Consider the following 18,966-nt stretch of genomic DNA (forward strand, 5'->3'; position numbering starts at 1 on the left):
ACTAAAACACATAAATAGTTCCAACGTTGCTTAACTTGAATATACGTTAAATCCGCAACAACAATTTGTTTTTTATCACCTACATCAAATTGTCGTTGCAGGTGATTTTCTGTGGCGGTTTCATTCACTTCCGTATTGTGAGATTGATAACGTTTAACGGTGTATTTTGATACCAGCAATAAGGCTTTCATCACCCGAGCAATGTAACGGCGTGACACCCAAATATTCTCTTTCTGTAAATCAAAACGAATTCGTCTTGTACCATAAGACTGATAGCTCTGATTAAATAGCGTTACGATTTTATCGGCATAAAGCCCTACTGATTTTTGTCTATTCAATTTACACTGATAATAAGCATAATGTCTTGATAATCCTAAATATTGACATAGCTTTGTTATGCTATAACGATGTCGATTTGCTTTTAGGATAGCGATTTTCGCCCTGTTATCAGTGCTGCTTGCTTTAGAATATCGTTTTCCATACGGAGTTGTTTAAGCTCTTTACGCAACGCGATTAACTCTTGTTCTTGTGGACTGCGATTATCTTTTGTTTTAAATGAGCCGCTTTGGCTTGCTTGCGTTATCCAACGGTCCAAAGCTGATGGTGTCAAATCATATTCGGCAACGATTTCACTACGTGATTTACCATGTTGATAAAGACTGACCATTTGGTGTTTAAAATCATCTGTGAATGTTCGTCTTTTGCGTTTAATCTTATTCATATTTGTTCCTTTTTTAGTTGTGATAAGTTTACCTTACCCCTTAAAAAAGTTGTATGATTTAGTGTAGCCTATCCACATACAAAAAGGGGTATGAATATCATCCTAATGAATCACATACAATAAATGCACCGCAGAATAATCTACATCATATAAAATGGAAAGATTGGAGTCTAGGTAAAAAATCGGGTGGAACAGGACATATATTTTATGAATAAAAAATTACTAACCATTGATGAAAAAAAATATCCTATTGCATGGAGATTTAATTCTAAAGATTGCTTGTTATCTTCTGATGAAAAAAGAAAGATTGTTTTTCTTGATACAGAAGAGTCTAGTCACTTTTGGGATATGATATTCCCATTTGATCATTTAATAAAAATGGATCCATCATTTTTTTCTACCATCGAAAAAATTAATTTAGATTTTAGTTGTCCTAAGGAGTCTTCTTTATTCTTTAAAAAAAAATTAACAGACATTTCACTTGTTTTTTTCTTTTGGGGTAAAAAAGCAAGTGCGATTATACCTACGGATATTTTTGTAAAATCATGGAGTGATTTTTTTTATCCCAGCGATGAAACAAGCATTCTTTTTATTGCTAATAGGAATAAAATGATTTTTTCTTACGAAGAAACATTTTTTTACGTAGATATATTACATTGATAAAAAACTAGAAAAGAGCAACTTGTGATATTCCAACTTTATTTTAGCAATTTATTATTAATGAAAACTGAAATCTAGATGTACTAACTATGGGATAGTTACAGTAAAATGACACATATCACTTATTTTAAGATAAAAATCAATTATGAAATTTATTTATAAAAATAATAAAACATAGGTATATTTACTCAACTGGACCCGTTCAATCTTTACCAGTATGCGCCTAATACATTAACTTGGGTAGATCCGTGGGGGCTAATGAAATGTGGCATTGCTGATTCTGTTAAATGGAAAGGCTTTAATCCAAAGAAATAATTCATTAACAGGTAAAACTGGATTACAAGGACATTATGAAAAACATGGACATGAATTTGGCAATATTAATCAAAATCAATACCTAAATCCGGATCTGTTGTACTGACTTTGACATTCTTGTATTTCTCTACCGTTGATGGATTGATTAAGCGCATCAATATATTGACTGGGCTCAACAATACGCGGCTTGCCTTTATTGGCATTTGCTTTCAGGTGAGTACTGTTCGTATATAAAACCCGACCACTTATCAACCCTTTGGCAATGGCCTGCTCAACAATATTATCAAAAATCTGTTGATAGATTTCACTGTCATTAAACCGACGGCGACGATTTTGGCTGAGTGTTGAGGCGTCAATCACTTTTTCGGTTAATCCCATTCCCAGAAACCAGTGGTCAGCTAAATTGACCTGAATTTCCTAAACCAGACGATGCTCACTGGGGATACCGAAAAGATACCCCAATAGCATGATTTTTAATAGTCTGACCGGATCTTCTGCCAGACGACCGTTATTAGGGCAATAAAGAGGTGCTACCGCTTCTTGAATAAATTCAAAATCCATGACTTTAGCTATTTTACGAACAAGATGATTTTCAGGGACAAGCACATTTAGCGAGATTTGCTCTATTTTTTCTGGTGTCGCTGGAGTTGGTTTTTTAGCATAGAAGAATTCCTCTTATAATGGACTCCTCTCTAGAAGCTTTGCATTAATAATGCCAGTTTTCGTTTAAGTTGTAATCCGCCCCAACTTGTGCAGCAAGTCTCCAAAAACTATCAAGATCTAAGCCATGAAATTCTGCTTTTTTAGCTTCACCACTGAGCTTTTCGTCAAAAAAGAAAGTATAGTTAAGACCAAGTCCAACATAATATTGGAATTCATAATTAGAATCAAGTGGGTACCAAACCGCGTTTAATGTTGGTGGTAGATGTCTAATTTTACCTAAATGCGCACCAGCAAGACCTGTTGAATTACCTCGACCTAACTTAAGCTGATGGATAAAAGGCGTAGTAGCTAACAATTCGACACCAACATTATCAGTAACCATATATTGGAAGTTTAATCCAAGTTGGGGGGTGTTATCTGCTTTTGCTTTTAGATCGCTTTTACTCCACCAACTTTAATATGATCAATTTTATCTTGAAGATCAACATAAATTGGTGCTCCACGGATAATAATTTCATTTGCTGTATGAGCATAAGCCAAAGAGTTTACTAATCCCATTGAGATAAGCATTGTAATTGATGAAACTTTTATTTTTGCCTCCAAAGTTAAATTGTGAATTATAGACAATAAGTTTTAGTTAGATAAATGGTGTTAATTTTATAAATATTTTTTTTAATTATAATGCTAAATTTGATATTTATTAGATTTATATCAAAATATCCGGATAAATAAAATCAAATTGATAATTTGCATTATTAATCTATTTTATATATAATAAACGGAAATATTTAAGTGGGTTGTTAGCTCAGTCGGTAGAGCAGTTGACTCTTAATCAATTGGTCGCGGGTTCGATCCCCTCACAACCCACCATTCCTCTTATTTAAACTCTCATTTAATTTCAAAAAAATATTATAATATAAATAGTTAAGCTAAAAATCATTTTCATTAAATTGCACTGAATTGCGTATACATTTGTATACAACCCTTTTGGGATAAGTTAGCTAGTAATAAACTAACTGATATCAAAAGAAAAAATTATGAAATAATAAAATTTTATAGTTTACTTTTTTATAAAAAATGAGTCTAAAATTTAGTAGTTTAGATATTTACTGATTTGTCACATCTCAATTCAAAGTTCGTATCACTCTTTTTGGTTTTCCCATTCGTTTGTGGACAGGCGGGTTTGGTGAATTTTTGATTAATACGATGGTTATGACACGTTTTAACAAACAGGTGTTCACTTGTGCCTTGATATTCACATCCATTGTCGGAATAAACACATTCAGTGGTATAAGGACACAGGGCTAACACATCGTTTTGTAAAAACTGTGCTGAGCTAAATTGGGATTTAGCAGGGTAAATACCGGCAGCTCACGTGAAAAATCATCAATGCCAACAAATAAATATTCTCTAGTTTGCTGTTTTGTTTCATTTTTAAGTAAAGGTAAACGTTTGGTATCAACGTGTAGCATTTCACCAGGATAGGTTTTGTTATTGCGTTTAGCTTGCCGTCTTAATTTATCTTCAATCGATTTTTCGACTTTAACCAGACGTTTAATTCCATAACGAATGGTTTTATAACGTACATTCTTACTGGTTAATGGAACAAAAAGCTTCAATCGGGCTTTCTTTAGTACGTTATAAATGGTAGGACGATTGACCATAAAGTGTTTAGCCAAATCAGTGACCGTTATTTTCTCTTTATGATATAAACGCCATAATTCTTGTCTGTGATAAGGCGTTAGTTTTGTTTTCTTATATATATTCATTACCGTAGTTTCTCAAATTACTGTAAACAATGCTAGGAACTCTTACTGGCATATCAGCTTTATTACGTAATATAGCGATGTTATTAATTTCAAATCTATAAATAAAATATAAAACCATCCTACTTAATTTTTTAGCTTTTATTGCGATTGTTTTATGAACAGATATTATTTGCCATAAACATTTGATACTATTTAATCAATACAATTAAATAGACTATAACGATTTATTATTTCGTTAAGATTTTTTATAGATCGTTTAAAAAAATAAGGTGTTATATGAAAAACATAAGCAGGAAATGGATCATTATTGTAGTTGTTATTATTTCTATAATTTTTATTTTATGGCAGCAATTAAAACCCGATGGATATGGTTCAGATTTTATTAGTGGCAACGGACGTATTGAAGCGACTGAAATCAATATTTCAGCTAAATTAGCCGGTAGAATAGAAAAAATTAGTGTTGATGAGGGCGATTTTGTTAAAACCGGTCAAGCTTTAGTCGTCATGCAAACTGATACCTTACAAGCACAACTTAATGAAGCCCAAGCACAATATCGCCAAGCGGTTAGCAATGAAGCAAGTGCTAAAGCACAAGTGGCATTAAAAATGAGTGATAAAGTCGCAGCACAAGCAGGTGTAAGCCAAAAGGAAAGTGACTTAGATATCGCCTCAAAACATCTACAACGAACTACTGCCCTATATCAAAAAGGTGCAATATCTATTCAACAATTTGATGATGATACTGCTAAAGTAAACAATGCTAAAGCAGCACTAGATTCTGCCAAATCACAAGTTACTGCCGCTGACGCAGCGATTGCAGTGGCCGAAGCTGGTGTTGATAGCGCCACATCGGCAATCAATGTTGCAAGTGCTAATATTAGAAAAATTCAAGCTGATATTGATGATAGTACTTTAAATGCCCCTGTTGACGGTCGTATTCAATACCGAATTGCACAATTAGGTGAAGTTTTACCTTCAGGTGGAAAAGTATTAAATTTAGTTAATTTATATGATGTTTATCTCACATTCTTTTTACCTGAAACAGTTGCAGGTAAAGTGGGTATTGGTGATGAAGTGAGATTGATTTTAGATGCACTACCAGATAAAGCAATTTCTGCCAAAATATCGTTTGTATCAAGTGTTGCGCAGTTTACGCCTAAAACAGTTGAAACTAAAGATGAGCGTCAAAAATTGATGTTTAGAGTAAAAGCGCAATTAAGCCCTGAATTATTAAAATGCTTTATTAATCAAGTTAAAACAGGCTTACCAGGCGTAGCTTGGGTAAAACTTGATTCAAAAGCTCCGTGGCCGTCTGGTTTATCTGATGTTGCAAAATGTCCAACAAAATAATTGGAGATAGCAGATGTCAGAATCCGACAATAAGGATTTAGCTTTATCAACCGAAGCTAAATCGCTTGATGATGCAGTGGTAAAAATTAGTGATGTATCGTTGCATTATAAAAAGAACCTTGCTCTTGATAATATCACTTTAGCTATACCACCAAGATGTATGGTTGGATTGATAGGACCAGACGGTGTTGGAAAATCAAGTTTATTATCATTAATTGCTGGTTCGCACGTTATTCAAGATGGTTTAGTATATGTACTTGACGGCGACATGAAAGATAAAACACACCGTAAAAATGTTTGCACACGTATTGCTTATATGCCGCAAGGGTTAGGCAAAAACCTTTATCCTACTTTATCCGTTGAAGAAAATTTGCAATTTTTTGCTCGTCTGTTTGGTAATGATGCGGCCGAGCGTCGTCGCCGTATTGATGAATTAACGCGTAGTACTGGATTATACCCATTTTTATCAAGACCAGCAGGGCGACTATCTGGTGGTATGAAGCAAAAAGTTAGCTTATGTTCGGCTTTAATCCACGATCCTGATTTGTTAATTCTTGATGAACCTACAACTGGGGTGGATCCACTTTCCAGAGCCCAATTTTGGCAGTTAATTAACAAAATTCGTAAACAAAGACCACAAATGAGTGTGATTGTTGCAACAGCCTATATGGACGAAGCACAAAATTTTGATTGGTTGGTGGCGATGTATGGCGGTAAGATTCTTGAAACTGGCACACCAAAATCCTTACTAGCTAAGACAGGAAAAGATAATTTAGATGATGCATTCATTCAGCTAATGCCAGAAAGTGCTAGACAAGGTTATCAAACTGTCGAAATTCCACCTTTAGATCTTAATAAAGATTTGCAAACAGCCATAGAAGCAAAAGATTTAACTAAACAATTTGGTAATTTTATCGCAGTTGATCATGTTAATTTTTCAATTAAACAAGGTGAAATATTTGGCTTTTTAGGTTCAAATGGCTGTGGTAAATCAACCACCATGAAAATGTTAACGGGTTTATTACCGATTTCATCAGGAGAAGCATGGTTATTTGGTAAACCTGTTGATGCTAGTGATATTAACGTTAGGCGTCATTTGGGGTATATGTCTCAGGCATTTTCTTTATATAGTGAGTTAACGGTCAAACAAAATTTAGTTCTACATGCACGCCTGTTTGGTATTGAAGAAAGTAAAATACCTGCCCGTGTTGAAGAATTACTAAAACGTTTTGGTTTAGAACAAGATGCAGAAAATCTACCCGATAGCTTACCTTTAGGGGTAAAGCAACGGCTTTCATTGTCAGTTGCTGTTGTGCATAATCCACAAATTCTTATCCTTGATGAACCAACATCCGGCGTTGACCCCATTGCTCGAGATGATTTTTGGCGTTTAATTATCGAACTGTCTAGAAAAGATAAAGTAACGGTGTTTATCACAACTCATTTTATGAATGAGGCTGCAAGGTGTGATAGAATTTCGTTAATGCATGCAGGCAAAGTATTAGCAAGCGATACACCTGATCACATTATTAGCTCTAAAAATGCTAAAACATTAGAAGAAGCCTTTATTAGCTATCTTGTTGATGCTGGGGCTGATGATAGTAATGCAGGAGATCACCCTATTAAACCACCACAAGAATCCTCCATTCAAGCAACAAAAACTTTACAAAATCATTACGTTCAAGGGTTTAGTCTTAACCGTATGATAGGTTGTCTATGGCGTGAAACACTTGAGTTATCTAGAGATCCTTTACGAGCATTATTAGCGTTATTAGGTTCAGCAATTTTAATGTTAGTTATGGGATATGGTATTACGATGGATGTTGAAGATCTGAATTTTGCTGTGCTTGATCGAGATCAAAGTGTAATTAGTCAAAATTATATTCTTAATGTATCGGGCTCTAAACGTTATTTTATTGAAAGAGTGCCAATTACAGATTATAACGATATGGATGCGCGGTTAAAAAGTAATGAAATCGCTTTAGCAATTGAAATCCCTCCCAATTTTGGTCGAGATATACAACGAGGTGCTCCTGTTGATATTGCTATTTGGATTGATGGGGCAATGCCGCTACGAGCTGAAACAATTAAAGGTTACGTTCAAGGAATGCATCTTGCTTGGCTAAGTGATAAAGTAAAAGAAATAACTGGGAAATCATCAACTAGCCTAGCAAATATCGAAACAAGGTATCGATATAATCCTGATATTGAAAGCTTACCTTCTATGGTACCGGCTGTAATACCAATTTTATTATTGATGATTCCATCTATGCTGGCGGCTTTATCGGTTGTGCGTGAAAAAGAGATGGGTTCAATTATCAATTTATATGTAACTCCAGTAACTAAAGCTGAATTTTTGCTAGGTAAACAAGTGCCTTATATCATTATTTCCATGTTTAGCTTTTTATTATTGTTATTTATGGCAATCACCATTTTTTCTGTTCCCGTAAAAGGAAGTCTATTTACTTTATGCCTTTCTGCCTTTGCTTACTGCATTATTTCAACGGGTTTTGGTTTGTTAGCTTCAACTGTTACTCGTAGTCAAATTGCTGTTATCTTTTTAACTTGTGTAGGTACAATGCTACCAGCAATTCAATTCTCGGGATTACTCAATCCTGTCGCATCTTTAGAAGGTGGTGGTCGTTATATTGGTGAGGTTTATCCAACAACACATATGCTAATTATTGCTCGCGGTGTGTTTAATAAAGCACTTGGTTTTATGGATCTGCACAATTCAATATTTGCTTTATTGGTCACAATCCCCATTGTTCTTGGGGCAAGTATTTTTCTTCTTAAAAAACAAGAAGGATAGATATTATGCAAAGTTTAATTAATATTTATCGCTTAGGAATTAAAGAGTTATGGGGGTTATTGCGTGATCCTATCATGTTGTTGTTAATTGCCTATTGCTTTACCTTTGATATTTACATTGCCGCAACAGCTACATCTGATTCGTTGCACCATGCTTCAATTGCAGTTGTTGATGAAGATGATTCACCGTTATCACGGCAAATTATTGCAGCATTTTATCCGCCAATGTTTAATGATCCTGTCAAATTGTACTCAATGAACGATGTTGATCATGGTATGGATACGGATAATTATACGTTTGCTTTAAATATTCCGCCTAATTTTCAACGTGATGTGCTAAATAGTCAAAGTCCAGAAATTCAACTTAATATTGATGCAACACGAATGGGACAAGCGTTTGTTGGAAATGGTTATATAACACAGATTATTACCGGTGAAGTGAGTGAATATGTTAATCGTTACAATAAGACAACGAATTTGCCAGTTAATATACAAGTGCATACTGCATTTAATCCTAATTTAATGCGATCTTGGTTTGGTTCGGTCATGGAAATTATCAATATTGTGACAACATTATCCATTATTTTAACTGGGGCCGCCTTAATGAAAGAGCGCGAACATGGTACGATTGACCATCTCCTTGCTATGCCTGTTACCCCTTTTGAAATTATGCTCTCCAAAGTATGGTCAATGGGGCTTGTGGTATTAATATCAACATGGGTAGCGTTGTTGTTAGTTGTTCATAGTTGGCTAAAAGTACCAATTGCAGGTTCAGTAAGTTTATTTTTGATTGGAGCAGCATTGCATCTTTTTGTTACAACGTCACTTGGGATATTTATGGCAACTGTAGCAAAATCCACTGCGCAATTCGCAATGTTACTTATTTTAGTTTTATTACCATTACAAATGCTATCCGGGGGAAGTACTCCGCGTGAAAGCATGCCTGAAATTGTGCAAAACATTATGATGTTTGCTCCAACCACGCATTTTGTTGAATTAGGGCAGGCAATACTGTATCGAGGTGCTGGTTTAAGTGTGGTTTGGACTTCATTTACGTGGTTATTGGTAATTGGTACCGTATTCTTTCTAATTGCTTTAAGACGTTTTCGTAGTTCAATTGTGAATATGGGATCATAATGTCTTATATTTTATTGTAAAATTAGTTGTAGGGATTACTCGTATTGTTTACAACAATTTGAGAAACGTATAATATGGATACTAAGAATTGAATAGATTCATTTTCAATATTTTATTAATAAAACAAGACAGCAATGTTTAGCACCTAATAATGTCATTGTTTATGCCAACGATATGAATATTATAAAAATACTGGAACGTACTTCCATTTGATTTATAAGCAACAAATAAAAGAAGGTAACAACAATGGCAACGCAATTGCAGAAAGCACATTTAAAGCAGTAAAAACAGAATTTGTGTCAAATACTATTTTTGATTCACTGGCGCAACTTAAATTGGAATTTAATCACTATGTGGATTGGTTTAATTATAATCGACTTCATTCAACATTAAATTACCAGTCGCCGATTGAATACAAAAGAAATCGATGACCTTATCTTTTTGGTACTAAAAAGTGTGGACATACCAATATTTTTATATCGTAACTAACAATATATATTTTATTGCGTATTTAAGTGTTTGGCTTTATATTATTTTCAATACTAATATTGCAATTTTGCTTTAACCTTTATAAGCCCAATTTATGCATAAAAAACGTTTTTCTTTGATTGTAGCGGTCATTGCAGTTATTGCTATGGTTGTTATTATATATTTTGCTTATCAACCTAGTACTATTATTTTGCAAGGTGAAGTTGAATCTAATCGTGTTGATGTTGCTGCCAGAGTTCAAGGTCGAGTAAACCAATTTAATTATGATGTTGGTGACGATGTTAAGCAGGGCGAAGTTCTTCTTACTCTTTCAAATTCTGCATTGTTAGCTCAGCTTGCAACAGCAGAAGCGCAATTAAAAGTAGCAATGGCGAGTCGTGATAATACTTATAGCACTAGACCAGAAACAATTGATGTGCAAAAAGCGCAGTTAGATAAAGCTAAATCAGATTTAGATTTAGCTCAAACTAGCTATGAACGAATTAATCGTTTAGCTAAAAACGGCACTGTTTCAAAGCAAAGCTATGATGAATCCTTTAATCAATACCAAGCAGCAATTAAAGCATATGAAGCCGCTAAAGCTAACTTATCACTAGCCGAAAACGGTAGCAGTGTAGAACAGAAAAAATTAGCCGATGTGCAAGTTGAACAATCGGAAGCAGCATTGGCGCAAGTAAAAGCTGATGTTAATGAATTAACTTTAGTTTCTCCAATTAAGGGTCAGATTACGACTCGAGTCGCTGAAACAGGGCAATTATACAGTCCAGGTACTCCACTTTATTCTATTATTGATTTAAATGATATTTGGTTTACTTTTAATATACGTGAAGATTTGCTGGGAAACCTTAAAGTTGGTGATACGTTTCAAGTAAGAGTACCGGCATTAAATAATCAGATTATAGACGTTAAAGTCACTGTATTAAATGCTTTAGGTCAATATGCGAATTGGCAGGCGACTAAAGCAACGGGTGATTTTGACTTAAAGACTTTTGAAATGCGTGCTAAACCAATTAATAAAGTGTCAGGTCTTCGCCCAGGAATGAGTGTTACTACAAAGTGGCAATCTCGCTAGGTTGAATAATATCGAGATTTTACACAAAAGGGAACGATATTAATGTATCACCGGCTATTTCAAGTAATTGAATGGGAACTTCGTAAATTAATTAAACAACGTATTTTGTGTTTATTGGTTTTCATCTATCCTTTATTATTTATTTTTTTATTCGTTTATATGTACCATGCTGGTGTGATTACTCAGGTACCTATCGCTGTCGTTGATCAAGATACAACTAAGTCATCACGCACATTAATTCAACAAGTGGCCGCTTCACCACAGCTACTCGTCGCCGAACGTTATCAAGATCTTTCCTCTGCCAAACATGCATTAATCAAAGGTAATGTTTATGCCGTGCTGTTTATTCAACCTGAGTTTGAAAAAAATCTTATCGCAGGACATCAGCCTGAAGTAGTGGCTTTTTATAATAATCAGTATATGTCTGCTGGTACCATTATTTTTCGAGCCATGAGTTCCGCATTAAAAACGGCAAATAGCCAAATAGTATTGCAAGGATTATTAGAAAAAGGGATTGCTTCACCGGTTGCGCAAAGCCAAATGCAAACCGTCCCGACAAGTTTGCATCCCTTATATAATCCAACATTAAATTACCTCTATACCTTAATTAGTGGTTTAATTCCCACTATTTTGCAGATCATTATTATGATAGCAATGGTTACCAGTATTACTCGTGATCGTTTTGCTGAAACGGGTTATCAACAAATATTACACCTAGCTAATCATAATATTTTTATCTTCTTATTAGGACGCATTATTCCCTACTTTATCTATTTTTTATTTTGTCTGATTTTATTTGATACAGTTTTAATCACTTATTTTAATTTGCCATTAAATGGATATTTAATATTGCTTATGCTTGGCGATATAGGCTTTATCTTGACCTCATGTTTATATGGTATTTTCTTTGGTTTAACGGGATCAACACTAGCACAAGCTTATGGCACTGCAAGCTTAGTAGCATCACCAGCGTTTGGATTTACTGGGCTTATTTTCCCTCGGATTGCAATGAATACCTTTGCTTATATTTGGAGTGCTTTATTACCTGTAACATGGTATATACAAATTCGTCTTGATCAAACATTAAGATCGCCAAATATAGTAACTTCCTTACAACCGTTTGTTTATTTAGTGATCCAATTAAGTGTTATGGTTATTCTTGTTTATCTTTTTTTACGAAAGATCCGTAGGCAGTTGATATGATTAAATCTTTACTATTAATTTCCTATGATGAATTAAAACGAATTTTCCAAACCAAAGCGATAGTTAGCGTTATGTTTGTGGGAATATTTATCTATTTCATCTTTTACCCACAACCTTATTTACATGAAGCAATCCGAGATGTTCCTATTGCTGTTATTGACCAAGATAATACCAATTACAGTCGAGATCTAGTAAGACAACTTGATGCTAATAAGTCCATCAATATAGACTTACATATTGCAGACTTAGAAACGGCTAAAAAACTTATCGAAGAACGTAAAATATATGGAGTTGTACTCATACCTTACCGTTTTCAAAAGAATATATTAGAAGGAAAAACTAGCCCAGTGTCATATTATGGCGATGCGAGCTATATTTTAATTTATAGTAATGTTGCTACCGCCATTAATACCGTTGCCAGTAATTTTGGCGCTAAAATTTCAATTTCACGCAAAATAGCGCAAGGTGTCGATCCTGCAGTAGCAAATAATAATGTTTCTCCTTTTAATAGCCAGTTAATTAGTTTATTTAATCCTCAATCAGGATATGCAACCTATATTATTCCAGCCGCTTTTATTTTGATCTTAAACCAGACATTATTTATCGGTAGTATTTTATGCCGTCTATTTAGTAAAAATTCTGATTTTGAAATAGCCTTTGTTAATAAACAAAATCACACGGTTTCATCGGCATTATTACTGCTTTCTGGTAAATTATTGACTTATTTAGTACTTTATTTAATCTATTTTATTATTTATACCGTATTTGCTAACTATTGGTATGACTTACCGCGCCTAAGTCATCTATCTGTTTCCTTACTATTTATTCTTCCTTTTATTTTGTCCACTTCGCTATTAGGTAAAATTGTTTCACATTTTGTCCATACGGTAAGTGATGTGTTTTGCTTAATTATACCGTCAAGTATGATTATCTTTTTTGTTACAGGATTATCTTGGCCAAAAGAATTGATGCCTCCTTTGTTCCATTTTATTGGCTATATATTTCCAGCTGTACCAGCTATAGTTGGGTCAGTAAAAATAAATCAAATGGGAGCATGTTTTTCCGAATTTAGTCAGCAATATTGGCATTTGTGGATATTAACCATTGTCTATTTTTGTATCGCATTTATTTTAGAAAAGCGTTACCTTCAAAAGGTAATAGCTGCACATCATGTTAAAGAAGAAAACTAACCTCTTTATTGTTCACTTTTAATCTATAAATGCTAATTTGTAGGATTTACTAGCGTTGTTTACAGTAATTTGAGGAAATACTGTAATGAATATACATAAAAAACAAAACTAACGCCTTATCACAGACAAGAGATATGGCGTTTATATCATAAAGAAAAAATAACGGTTATTGGCTAAATGCTTTATGATCAGTCGTCTGAGCATTTATAACGTACTAAAGAAAGCTAGATTGAAACTGTTTGTGCCTTTAACGAGTAAAAATGAACGTTATAAAACTATCAGTTATGGAATTAAACGTCTGGTTAGAGTCGACAAATCGATTGAAGATAAGCTAAGACGGCAAGCTAAACGCTATCAAAATCTATCTGGCGAAATGCTACACGTTGATACCAAACGTTTACCTTTACTGAAAAATGAAACGAAACAGCAAACTAGAGAATATTTATTTGTCGATATTGATGATTTTTTACGTGAGCTTTATGCCGATATTTACCCCGATAAACCCCAATTTAGCTCAGCACCATTTTTACAAAATGATATATTAGCCCAATGTCCTTATACCATTGAATGTATTTATTCCGATAATGGGCGTGAATATCAAGGCTCAAGTGAACACTTATTTGTTAAAACCTGTCATAGCTATCGTATCAATCAAAAATTCACCAACCCGTCTACCCACAAAACAATGGGAAAGCCGAAAGAGTTATACGACTTTGAATTACGATGTGGCATAATCAGCAAATATCTAGCGATTCGAAAAAGAGAAAACAAAAGCTTAAACGCTTTATTAATTTTTATAATACCTTTAAACCGCATAAAACGATTTTTGGAAAACCGCCTTATGAGTTTTTAAAGGATTATTTTAACCATGAAGTGTAAACAACTCGGCGTTTTCCTACACAGATTTTATGATATAACGTATTGTTTAATCATTACTATTATGATAACCTAACACCATATTCTGAAAGAATACACAGAAAAACAGAAAATGTTTTTATTAATCTGAATGCGATCACAGATTAGCTAAAAACGTTAAAAGTTAATCACTTGGAATCTGAAGCACTTGAATAAAGGAATAGGTAGTGATAAAATGAGGAAAGCAGCACAGCACAGCACAGCACAGCACAGCACAGCACAGCACAGCACAGCACAGCACAGCACAGCACAGCACAGCACAGCACAGCACAGCACAGCACAGCACATTGAACAACCTGAAAAATTAACTCAGCAAGATAGCTCTTTATTTAAATCATCTTATTTATTTTCACGGCTTAATGTTAAGCCTGATTTAGTTTTAACGTTATCAACATTACGTCCACTAATAGCTAATATTTTTTCATTTACCTTAAAACCGCTTACTCAACACCATACATTGCGGAAAATGGCGATCTTATTGATTCCACTGATAAGCAGTCACGCATTGGCTCTTACCGCTTCTACTTCGGGTGAAATCCATGGCTCTGCACCGTATTTAACGTTTGACGATGGCAAAACGAAGATCACTAATAGTGAAGAGTTATTAAGTATTACCTTATCGGATGGGCGCAAATACACCTTTGAAGATAGTGACCCTTCATTTAAACAAGATCCCATTTTATTACCGACGCCAGAACCCAAACTGAACACAATTAAAACATATCTACCGGATGGCGTCGAAAGTATTACATTAAATGACTTGATTGCAAAAGGAAATTGGGGTGATGATGACGGTGATGTTTCAGCGTCGGCAACAGGTAACTTGTCGATGAATGTAAAAAACAACATTGATCAAACAGTACATTTAGATGACGTACTAGATAGCTGCTATTCGCCCTATAAAATGACATTAACAAGCAAAGATGGCAAATTAACAACGCGCTATGGGATCCCAAAGACAACCGAATACAAAGGCAATAGCGCGATTTACAAAATTGCGACTACCTCGGCAACGCCACGCGCATGTTTTGCCTTACCGTTTGGTGATATCTCTAGTCCCGGTGGTTTTGACGCTCCTTGGGTCGGCAAAAAAGGGTTTAGTCCACGAGATATTAAAAAGCCTGAAATTAACTTTCCAACAACAGGCATCAATAATGCCAGTTTTAATCTATTTATAACAGGGGCATCAGCTAACAATATCACTTACAGCAAATCGCCTGAAAGCTCAAAACTCAGTTTAGAAATCACACCAAAAGCTAATAATAATGCACAAATTGTACTACATGGCCCTAAAGATGTCGCCCAAGCAACCACGTTTACCATTTATGCCGATAAAGCAAAAACTCAAGTAATATATCGCTTTAAGATAAAAGATTGGTATGTTTACGTAGCTGAAGATAAGGCGCGCAATGTTTTAAAATCGGATGATAACATTGAGCGCTATTGTCAGAGTAAAGCAGGAAAAGGTTATTCTTTACGTAATGTCTCAAATAATAGTATGCGTAATAAAGGTGGTCGATTTCGTCACAAAATTGATTTCACTTTAATGGGAGAATGGGGCAATTTAGAAAAAGTGATAGGTGGTTCGCCTAATATTTTAATTGCTCATTATTTTGCTGACGAAATCGCGCTGGTTGGCCACTATCGTTTTTATAATAAAACAAATGGAGAAGTCTCTAAAGGTAAGGGGGAAAATTACTCAAATATTGTATGTGCTAAAACGCTAAAATAACTTTTATGGTTATGCCAAGATAACCATAAATGTAGGTAAATGCCGAGTTGTTTACACTTCATGGTTAAAATAATCCTCTAAAAATTCATAAGGCGTTTTTCCTGAAATCGCTTTATGCGGTTTAAAGGTATTATAAAAATCAATAAAACGTTTAAGTTTTTGTTTTCTCTCTTTTGAATCGCTAAATATTTGCTGATTATGCCACATCGTAATTCAAAGTCATATTACTCTTTCTGCTTTCCCATTCGTTTGTGGGCAGACGGGTTTGGTGAAATTTTGATTAATACGATAGCTATGGCAAGTTTTAACAAATAAGTGTTCACTTGAGCCTTGATACTCACAGCCCATTATCGGAATAAATACATTCAATCTATAAGGAGATTTTGTAAAAATGGTGCCGAGCTAATTGGGGTTTATTGGGGGTAAATACCCGTATAAAGCTCACGTGACAAATCATCAATGCCGACAAATAAATATTCTCTAGTTTACTGTTTCGTTTCATGTTTAAGCAAAGGTAAGCGTTTGGTATCAACGTGTAGCATTTCACTCGGATGATTTTGTTATAGTGTTTAGCTAAATCAGTAACCGTTATTTTTTCTTTATGATATAACCGCCATATCTCTTGCCTGCGATAAGGAGTTAGTTTTGTTTTTTATGTATATTCATTACAGTCGTTTCTTAAATTACTGTAAACAACGCGAGTAAATCCTACACTTAAATTAATACTATAGCAAAACTCTACGCCGAACTTCCATTAAAAATGGGAGGATTACCAAATGATAAGTGAATTCATTATAGATTACCTTGAATGGTGACGAATATCTCTATATTATGAGCAGCATAAAATTTCTAATCAGTAAAAATAATAAATAAAACTATCTCTATGTTAATCAACGCTAAAAATATTCTTGAAAAATTAAATCCACATAATAAAATAAATTATGATTCTGTTTTAAAAGAAGTAATTAATAATTGGCAATCAGAATCAGTTCGACCAAAGTTACTAATTCATAGTTGTTGTGCACCTTGTAGTACCTATGTTTTAGAGTATTTAGCACAATATGCTGATATTACAATTTATTTTGCTAATTCTAATATTCATCCCAGAGTTGAATATGAGCACCGTAGTGTGGTGCAACAAAAATTTATTGCTGACTTTAATCAAAAAACGGGTAATAACATTCAATTCTTAGAAGCACCTTATCAGCCAGCAGAATTTATTAAACAAGTTGGTCATTTACGTGATGCGCCAGAAGGAGGAGAGCGTTGCCATATTTGTTACAAAATGCGATTAGATCTGGCCGCTATTAAAGCACAAGAATTGGGCTTTGACTATTTTGCAAGTGCTTTAACACTAAGCCCTAAAAAGAATAGCCAGAAAATAAACGAACTGGGGTTTGAAATTCAAGAGATCTTTTCGGTCAATTATCTGCCTTCTGATTTCAAAAAGAATAACGGTTATAAACGATCTATTGAATTATGCAAGGAGTATAATGTATATCGTCAATGTTATTGCGGTTGTATTTTTGCTGCCAAAGCACAAGGTGTTGATTTGAAAAATGTGATTGCGATAGCTAAGCAAGGTTTAGAAAAAGGTTTATAACTATTAGGGACATTTAATTATAGACCATACTCAAACGTATAGTTACCTGAAACTTTTTGACACTGTTGCTATCTGCTGAAAGATATTTTTTTAAACAGAACTATTTGGTATTACTCAGACAGGCGGACAGTGTCGTGTGAGTAGTTATCTGTCATTAATTAAAAAGGCTATGATTAGTAATGGTTTTGAAAATATACCAATAATATCACTTAGCCCTGATGATATGAATCACCGAGAGCAACCTGGTTTTAAAATTAACAGGCTTAAAGCACTGCCAATTTCTTTTTTTTTTTTTGCTATGCTGTTTGCTGATTCGTTAGCATAAAATGTATTATGCTGTTGCGCCTATAGCAAAGCTAAAACAACAAGTTGATCAACTTAAGGAGTTTTACATAAGAAAGTTAGAACAGTTTATTAGCCAGCATAAAGGCCATAAAGCAATTTATATGCTATTAGTCAATGCAGTTAAAGACTTTAACCAAATAGAAATTCTAAACAAAGATTGCCTACAAATTGGTGTTGTAGGAGAAATTTATGTTAAATATAATAATTTTGCTAATCAACAAAGTATTGATTGGCTAGTTGATCAAGGTATTGAGCCAGTGATTCTACCAAAAAGTATAGGCAATTACAACGTATTGTTTAATAACTATAATAGAATATGGCTATATGATAATTTAAATTATTCATAGTAGTGTATTTACAACGAGGAAAATTGCGTGTTGTCAGTTTATAAATTAAAACCTAAGTTTCAAGCATTACTTAAGCCATATGCTAGAGCGCTTTATAATGTAAATTTTACTGCCAATCAAGTAACATTAATAGCTGGATTTGGATCGATTTTTATCGCTTTGATTGTTGGAACATTAGCCAAATATCAATGGATTTTTTTTCTTATTCCAATATGGATGTTTATCCGTATGGCACTTAATGCCATCGATGGTATGTTAGCTAGAGAATATCAGCAAAAATCAGATTTAGGAGCTTATTTAAATGAGATTTGTGATGTTGTGTCAGATAGCGCATTGATACTCATTTTTACACAAATTGAATGTGTTAGTAATTATTTAGTCATTTTGATTGTTTTATTGTCGTTGTTAACGGAATATAGTGGTGTGCTAGGTGTTATGATTGGTGCTTCACGGCGGTACGATGGTCCAATGGGTAAGAGTGATCGTGCGTTTGTTTTTGGTGGAATTAGTCTAGCTATTGCGACTTATTTATTACCTCTAAGCTGGCTCAATACGTTATTATGGATCATTAGCATTTTGCTTATTTATACTGTAATTAACAGGATACGAAATGGTATTCAAGAAGCCTAAAAATAACGAGGGAA

Annotated in this window: 20 protein-coding genes, 1 tRNA gene and 1 pseudogene; 15 read left to right on the forward strand and 7 right to left on the reverse strand. The window is 34.2% G+C overall.

Annotated features, from left to right (window positions below):
* Positions 1–338 (reverse strand): IS3 family transposase (locus A9G25_RS09440; RefSeq protein WP_141675072.1); only part of this gene is annotated, 338 nt, incomplete at its 3' end.
* 83 nt (positions 339–421) lie between these two features.
* Positions 422–721 (reverse strand): transposase, encoded by a 300-nt coding sequence (locus A9G25_RS09445; RefSeq protein ID WP_065626715.1) that lies wholly within the window; start codon positions 719–721, stop codon positions 422–424.
* 207 nt (positions 722–928) lie between these two features.
* Here A9G25_RS09445 and A9G25_RS09450 point away from each other — a divergent pair, with 207 nt between their 5' ends.
* The gene (locus A9G25_RS09450; RefSeq protein ID WP_141675073.1) at positions 929–1,381 is read left to right on the forward strand and encodes a hypothetical protein; all 453 of its coding nucleotides are present in this window, start codon (positions 929–931) and stop codon (positions 1,379–1,381) included.
* Between the two features lie 395 nt (positions 1,382–1,776).
* Here the strand turns inward: A9G25_RS09450 and A9G25_RS13215 are convergent.
* From A9G25_RS13215 to A9G25_RS13220, 3 genes and pseudogenes are all read right to left on the reverse strand, one after another.
* Positions 1,777–2,323, reverse strand: a pseudogene (locus tag A9G25_RS13215) (transposase); the annotation flags it as partial.
* Between the two features lie 79 nt (positions 2,324–2,402).
* On the reverse strand, positions 2,403–2,741 hold the full coding sequence (locus tag A9G25_RS09465) for an OmpW family outer membrane protein (protein WP_065626719.1): 339 nt from the start codon (positions 2,739–2,741) through the stop codon (positions 2,403–2,405).
* Positions 2,742–2,788: 47 nt separating this feature from the next.
* Positions 2,789–2,917: a hypothetical protein gene (locus A9G25_RS13220; RefSeq protein ID WP_255307111.1), complete on the reverse strand. Its 129-nt coding sequence runs from the start codon at positions 2,915–2,917 to the stop codon at positions 2,789–2,791.
* Between the two features lie 236 nt (positions 2,918–3,153).
* Between A9G25_RS13220 and A9G25_RS09470 the strand changes: the two genes are divergently transcribed.
* Positions 3,154–3,229 (forward strand) — tRNA-Lys (locus A9G25_RS09470).
* A 434-nt stretch (positions 3,230–3,663) separates the two neighbouring features.
* Here A9G25_RS09470 and A9G25_RS09475 read toward each other — a convergent pair.
* Positions 3,664–4,128 carry an HTH domain-containing protein gene (locus A9G25_RS09475; RefSeq protein ID WP_218057592.1) on the reverse strand — a complete coding sequence of 155 codons (465 nt, stop codon included), beginning with the start codon at positions 4,126–4,128 and terminating at the stop codon, positions 3,664–3,666.
* A gap of 276 nt (positions 4,129–4,404) precedes the next feature.
* On the opposite strand from A9G25_RS09475, the gene A9G25_RS09480 reads away from it, so the two are divergent.
* The 9 genes from A9G25_RS09480 (at position 4,405) to A9G25_RS13090 (ending at position 16,027) form a co-directional block, all read left to right on the forward strand.
* Positions 4,405–5,478, forward strand: a complete 1,074-nt coding sequence (locus tag A9G25_RS09480) for an HlyD family secretion protein (protein ID WP_065626720.1) — start codon at positions 4,405–4,407, stop codon at positions 5,476–5,478.
* A 13-nt stretch (positions 5,479–5,491) separates the two neighbouring features.
* Positions 5,492–8,290 (forward strand): ribosome-associated ATPase/putative transporter RbbA, encoded by a 2,799-nt coding sequence (rbbA, locus tag A9G25_RS09485; RefSeq protein WP_065626721.1) that lies wholly within the window; start codon positions 5,492–5,494, stop codon positions 8,288–8,290.
* Positions 8,291–8,295: 5 nt separating this feature from the next.
* Positions 8,296–9,426, forward strand: coding sequence for an ABC transporter permease (locus tag A9G25_RS09490; RefSeq protein ID WP_065626722.1), 1,131 nt, complete (start codon positions 8,296–8,298; stop codon positions 9,424–9,426).
* A gap of 209 nt (positions 9,427–9,635) precedes the next feature.
* On the forward strand, positions 9,636–9,857 hold the full coding sequence (locus tag A9G25_RS09495) for an IS3 family transposase (protein ID WP_065626723.1): 222 nt from the start codon (positions 9,636–9,638) through the stop codon (positions 9,855–9,857).
* A gap of 152 nt (positions 9,858–10,009) precedes the next feature.
* Complete coding sequence (locus A9G25_RS09500; RefSeq protein WP_065626724.1) at positions 10,010–10,987, forward strand: HlyD family secretion protein; 978 nt, start codon at positions 10,010–10,012, stop codon at positions 10,985–10,987.
* A gap of 42 nt (positions 10,988–11,029) precedes the next feature.
* Positions 11,030–12,190 carry an ABC transporter permease gene (locus A9G25_RS09505; protein ID WP_065626725.1) on the forward strand — a complete coding sequence of 387 codons (1,161 nt, stop codon included), beginning with the start codon at positions 11,030–11,032 and terminating at the stop codon, positions 12,188–12,190.
* Positions 12,187–13,380 (forward strand): ABC transporter permease, encoded by a 1,194-nt coding sequence (locus tag A9G25_RS09510; RefSeq protein WP_065626726.1) that lies wholly within the window; start codon positions 12,187–12,189, stop codon positions 13,378–13,380. The genes A9G25_RS09505 and A9G25_RS09510 overlap by 4 nt, the downstream gene beginning before the upstream one ends.
* Positions 13,381–13,564: 184 nt before the next feature.
* Positions 13,565–14,233, forward strand: a complete 669-nt coding sequence (locus A9G25_RS09515; protein ID WP_218057593.1) for a DDE-type integrase/transposase/recombinase — start codon at positions 13,565–13,567, stop codon at positions 14,231–14,233.
* A gap of 210 nt (positions 14,234–14,443) precedes the next feature.
* Positions 14,444–16,027, forward strand: coding sequence for a hypothetical protein (locus A9G25_RS13090; protein WP_218057594.1), 1,584 nt, complete (start codon positions 14,444–14,446; stop codon positions 16,025–16,027).
* Between the two features lie 51 nt (positions 16,028–16,078).
* Here the strand turns inward: A9G25_RS13090 and A9G25_RS13095 are convergent, their stop codons facing one another.
* On the reverse strand, positions 16,079–16,234 hold the full coding sequence (locus A9G25_RS13095; protein ID WP_218057595.1) for an integrase core domain-containing protein: 156 nt from the start codon (positions 16,232–16,234) through the stop codon (positions 16,079–16,081).
* A 676-nt stretch (positions 16,235–16,910) separates the two neighbouring features.
* Between A9G25_RS13095 and A9G25_RS09530 the strand changes: the two genes are divergently transcribed.
* From A9G25_RS09530 to A9G25_RS09540, 4 genes are all read left to right on the forward strand, one after another.
* Positions 16,911–17,630, forward strand: coding sequence for an epoxyqueuosine reductase QueH (locus A9G25_RS09530; RefSeq protein WP_065626727.1), 720 nt, complete (start codon positions 16,911–16,913; stop codon positions 17,628–17,630).
* Positions 17,631–17,766: 136 nt separating this feature from the next.
* Positions 17,767–17,955 carry a hypothetical protein gene (locus A9G25_RS12640; protein WP_141675074.1) on the forward strand — a complete coding sequence of 63 codons (189 nt, stop codon included), beginning with the start codon at positions 17,767–17,769 and terminating at the stop codon, positions 17,953–17,955.
* A 1-nt stretch (position 17,956) separates the two neighbouring features.
* Positions 17,957–18,322, forward strand: coding sequence for a hypothetical protein (locus A9G25_RS09535; RefSeq protein ID WP_065626728.1), 366 nt, complete (start codon positions 17,957–17,959; stop codon positions 18,320–18,322).
* 27 nt (positions 18,323–18,349) lie between these two features.
* The gene (locus tag A9G25_RS09540) at positions 18,350–18,952 is read left to right on the forward strand and encodes a CDP-alcohol phosphatidyltransferase family protein (RefSeq protein ID WP_065626729.1); all 603 of its coding nucleotides are present in this window, start codon (positions 18,350–18,352) and stop codon (positions 18,950–18,952) included.
* Positions 18,953–18,966: the final 14 nt, after the last annotated feature.

The sequence above is a fragment of the Gilliamella sp. Bif1-4 genome, from assembly GCF_001690535.1.
GTDB classification, from domain to species: Bacteria; Pseudomonadota; Gammaproteobacteria; order Enterobacterales; family Orbaceae; genus Gilliamella; species Gilliamella bombi.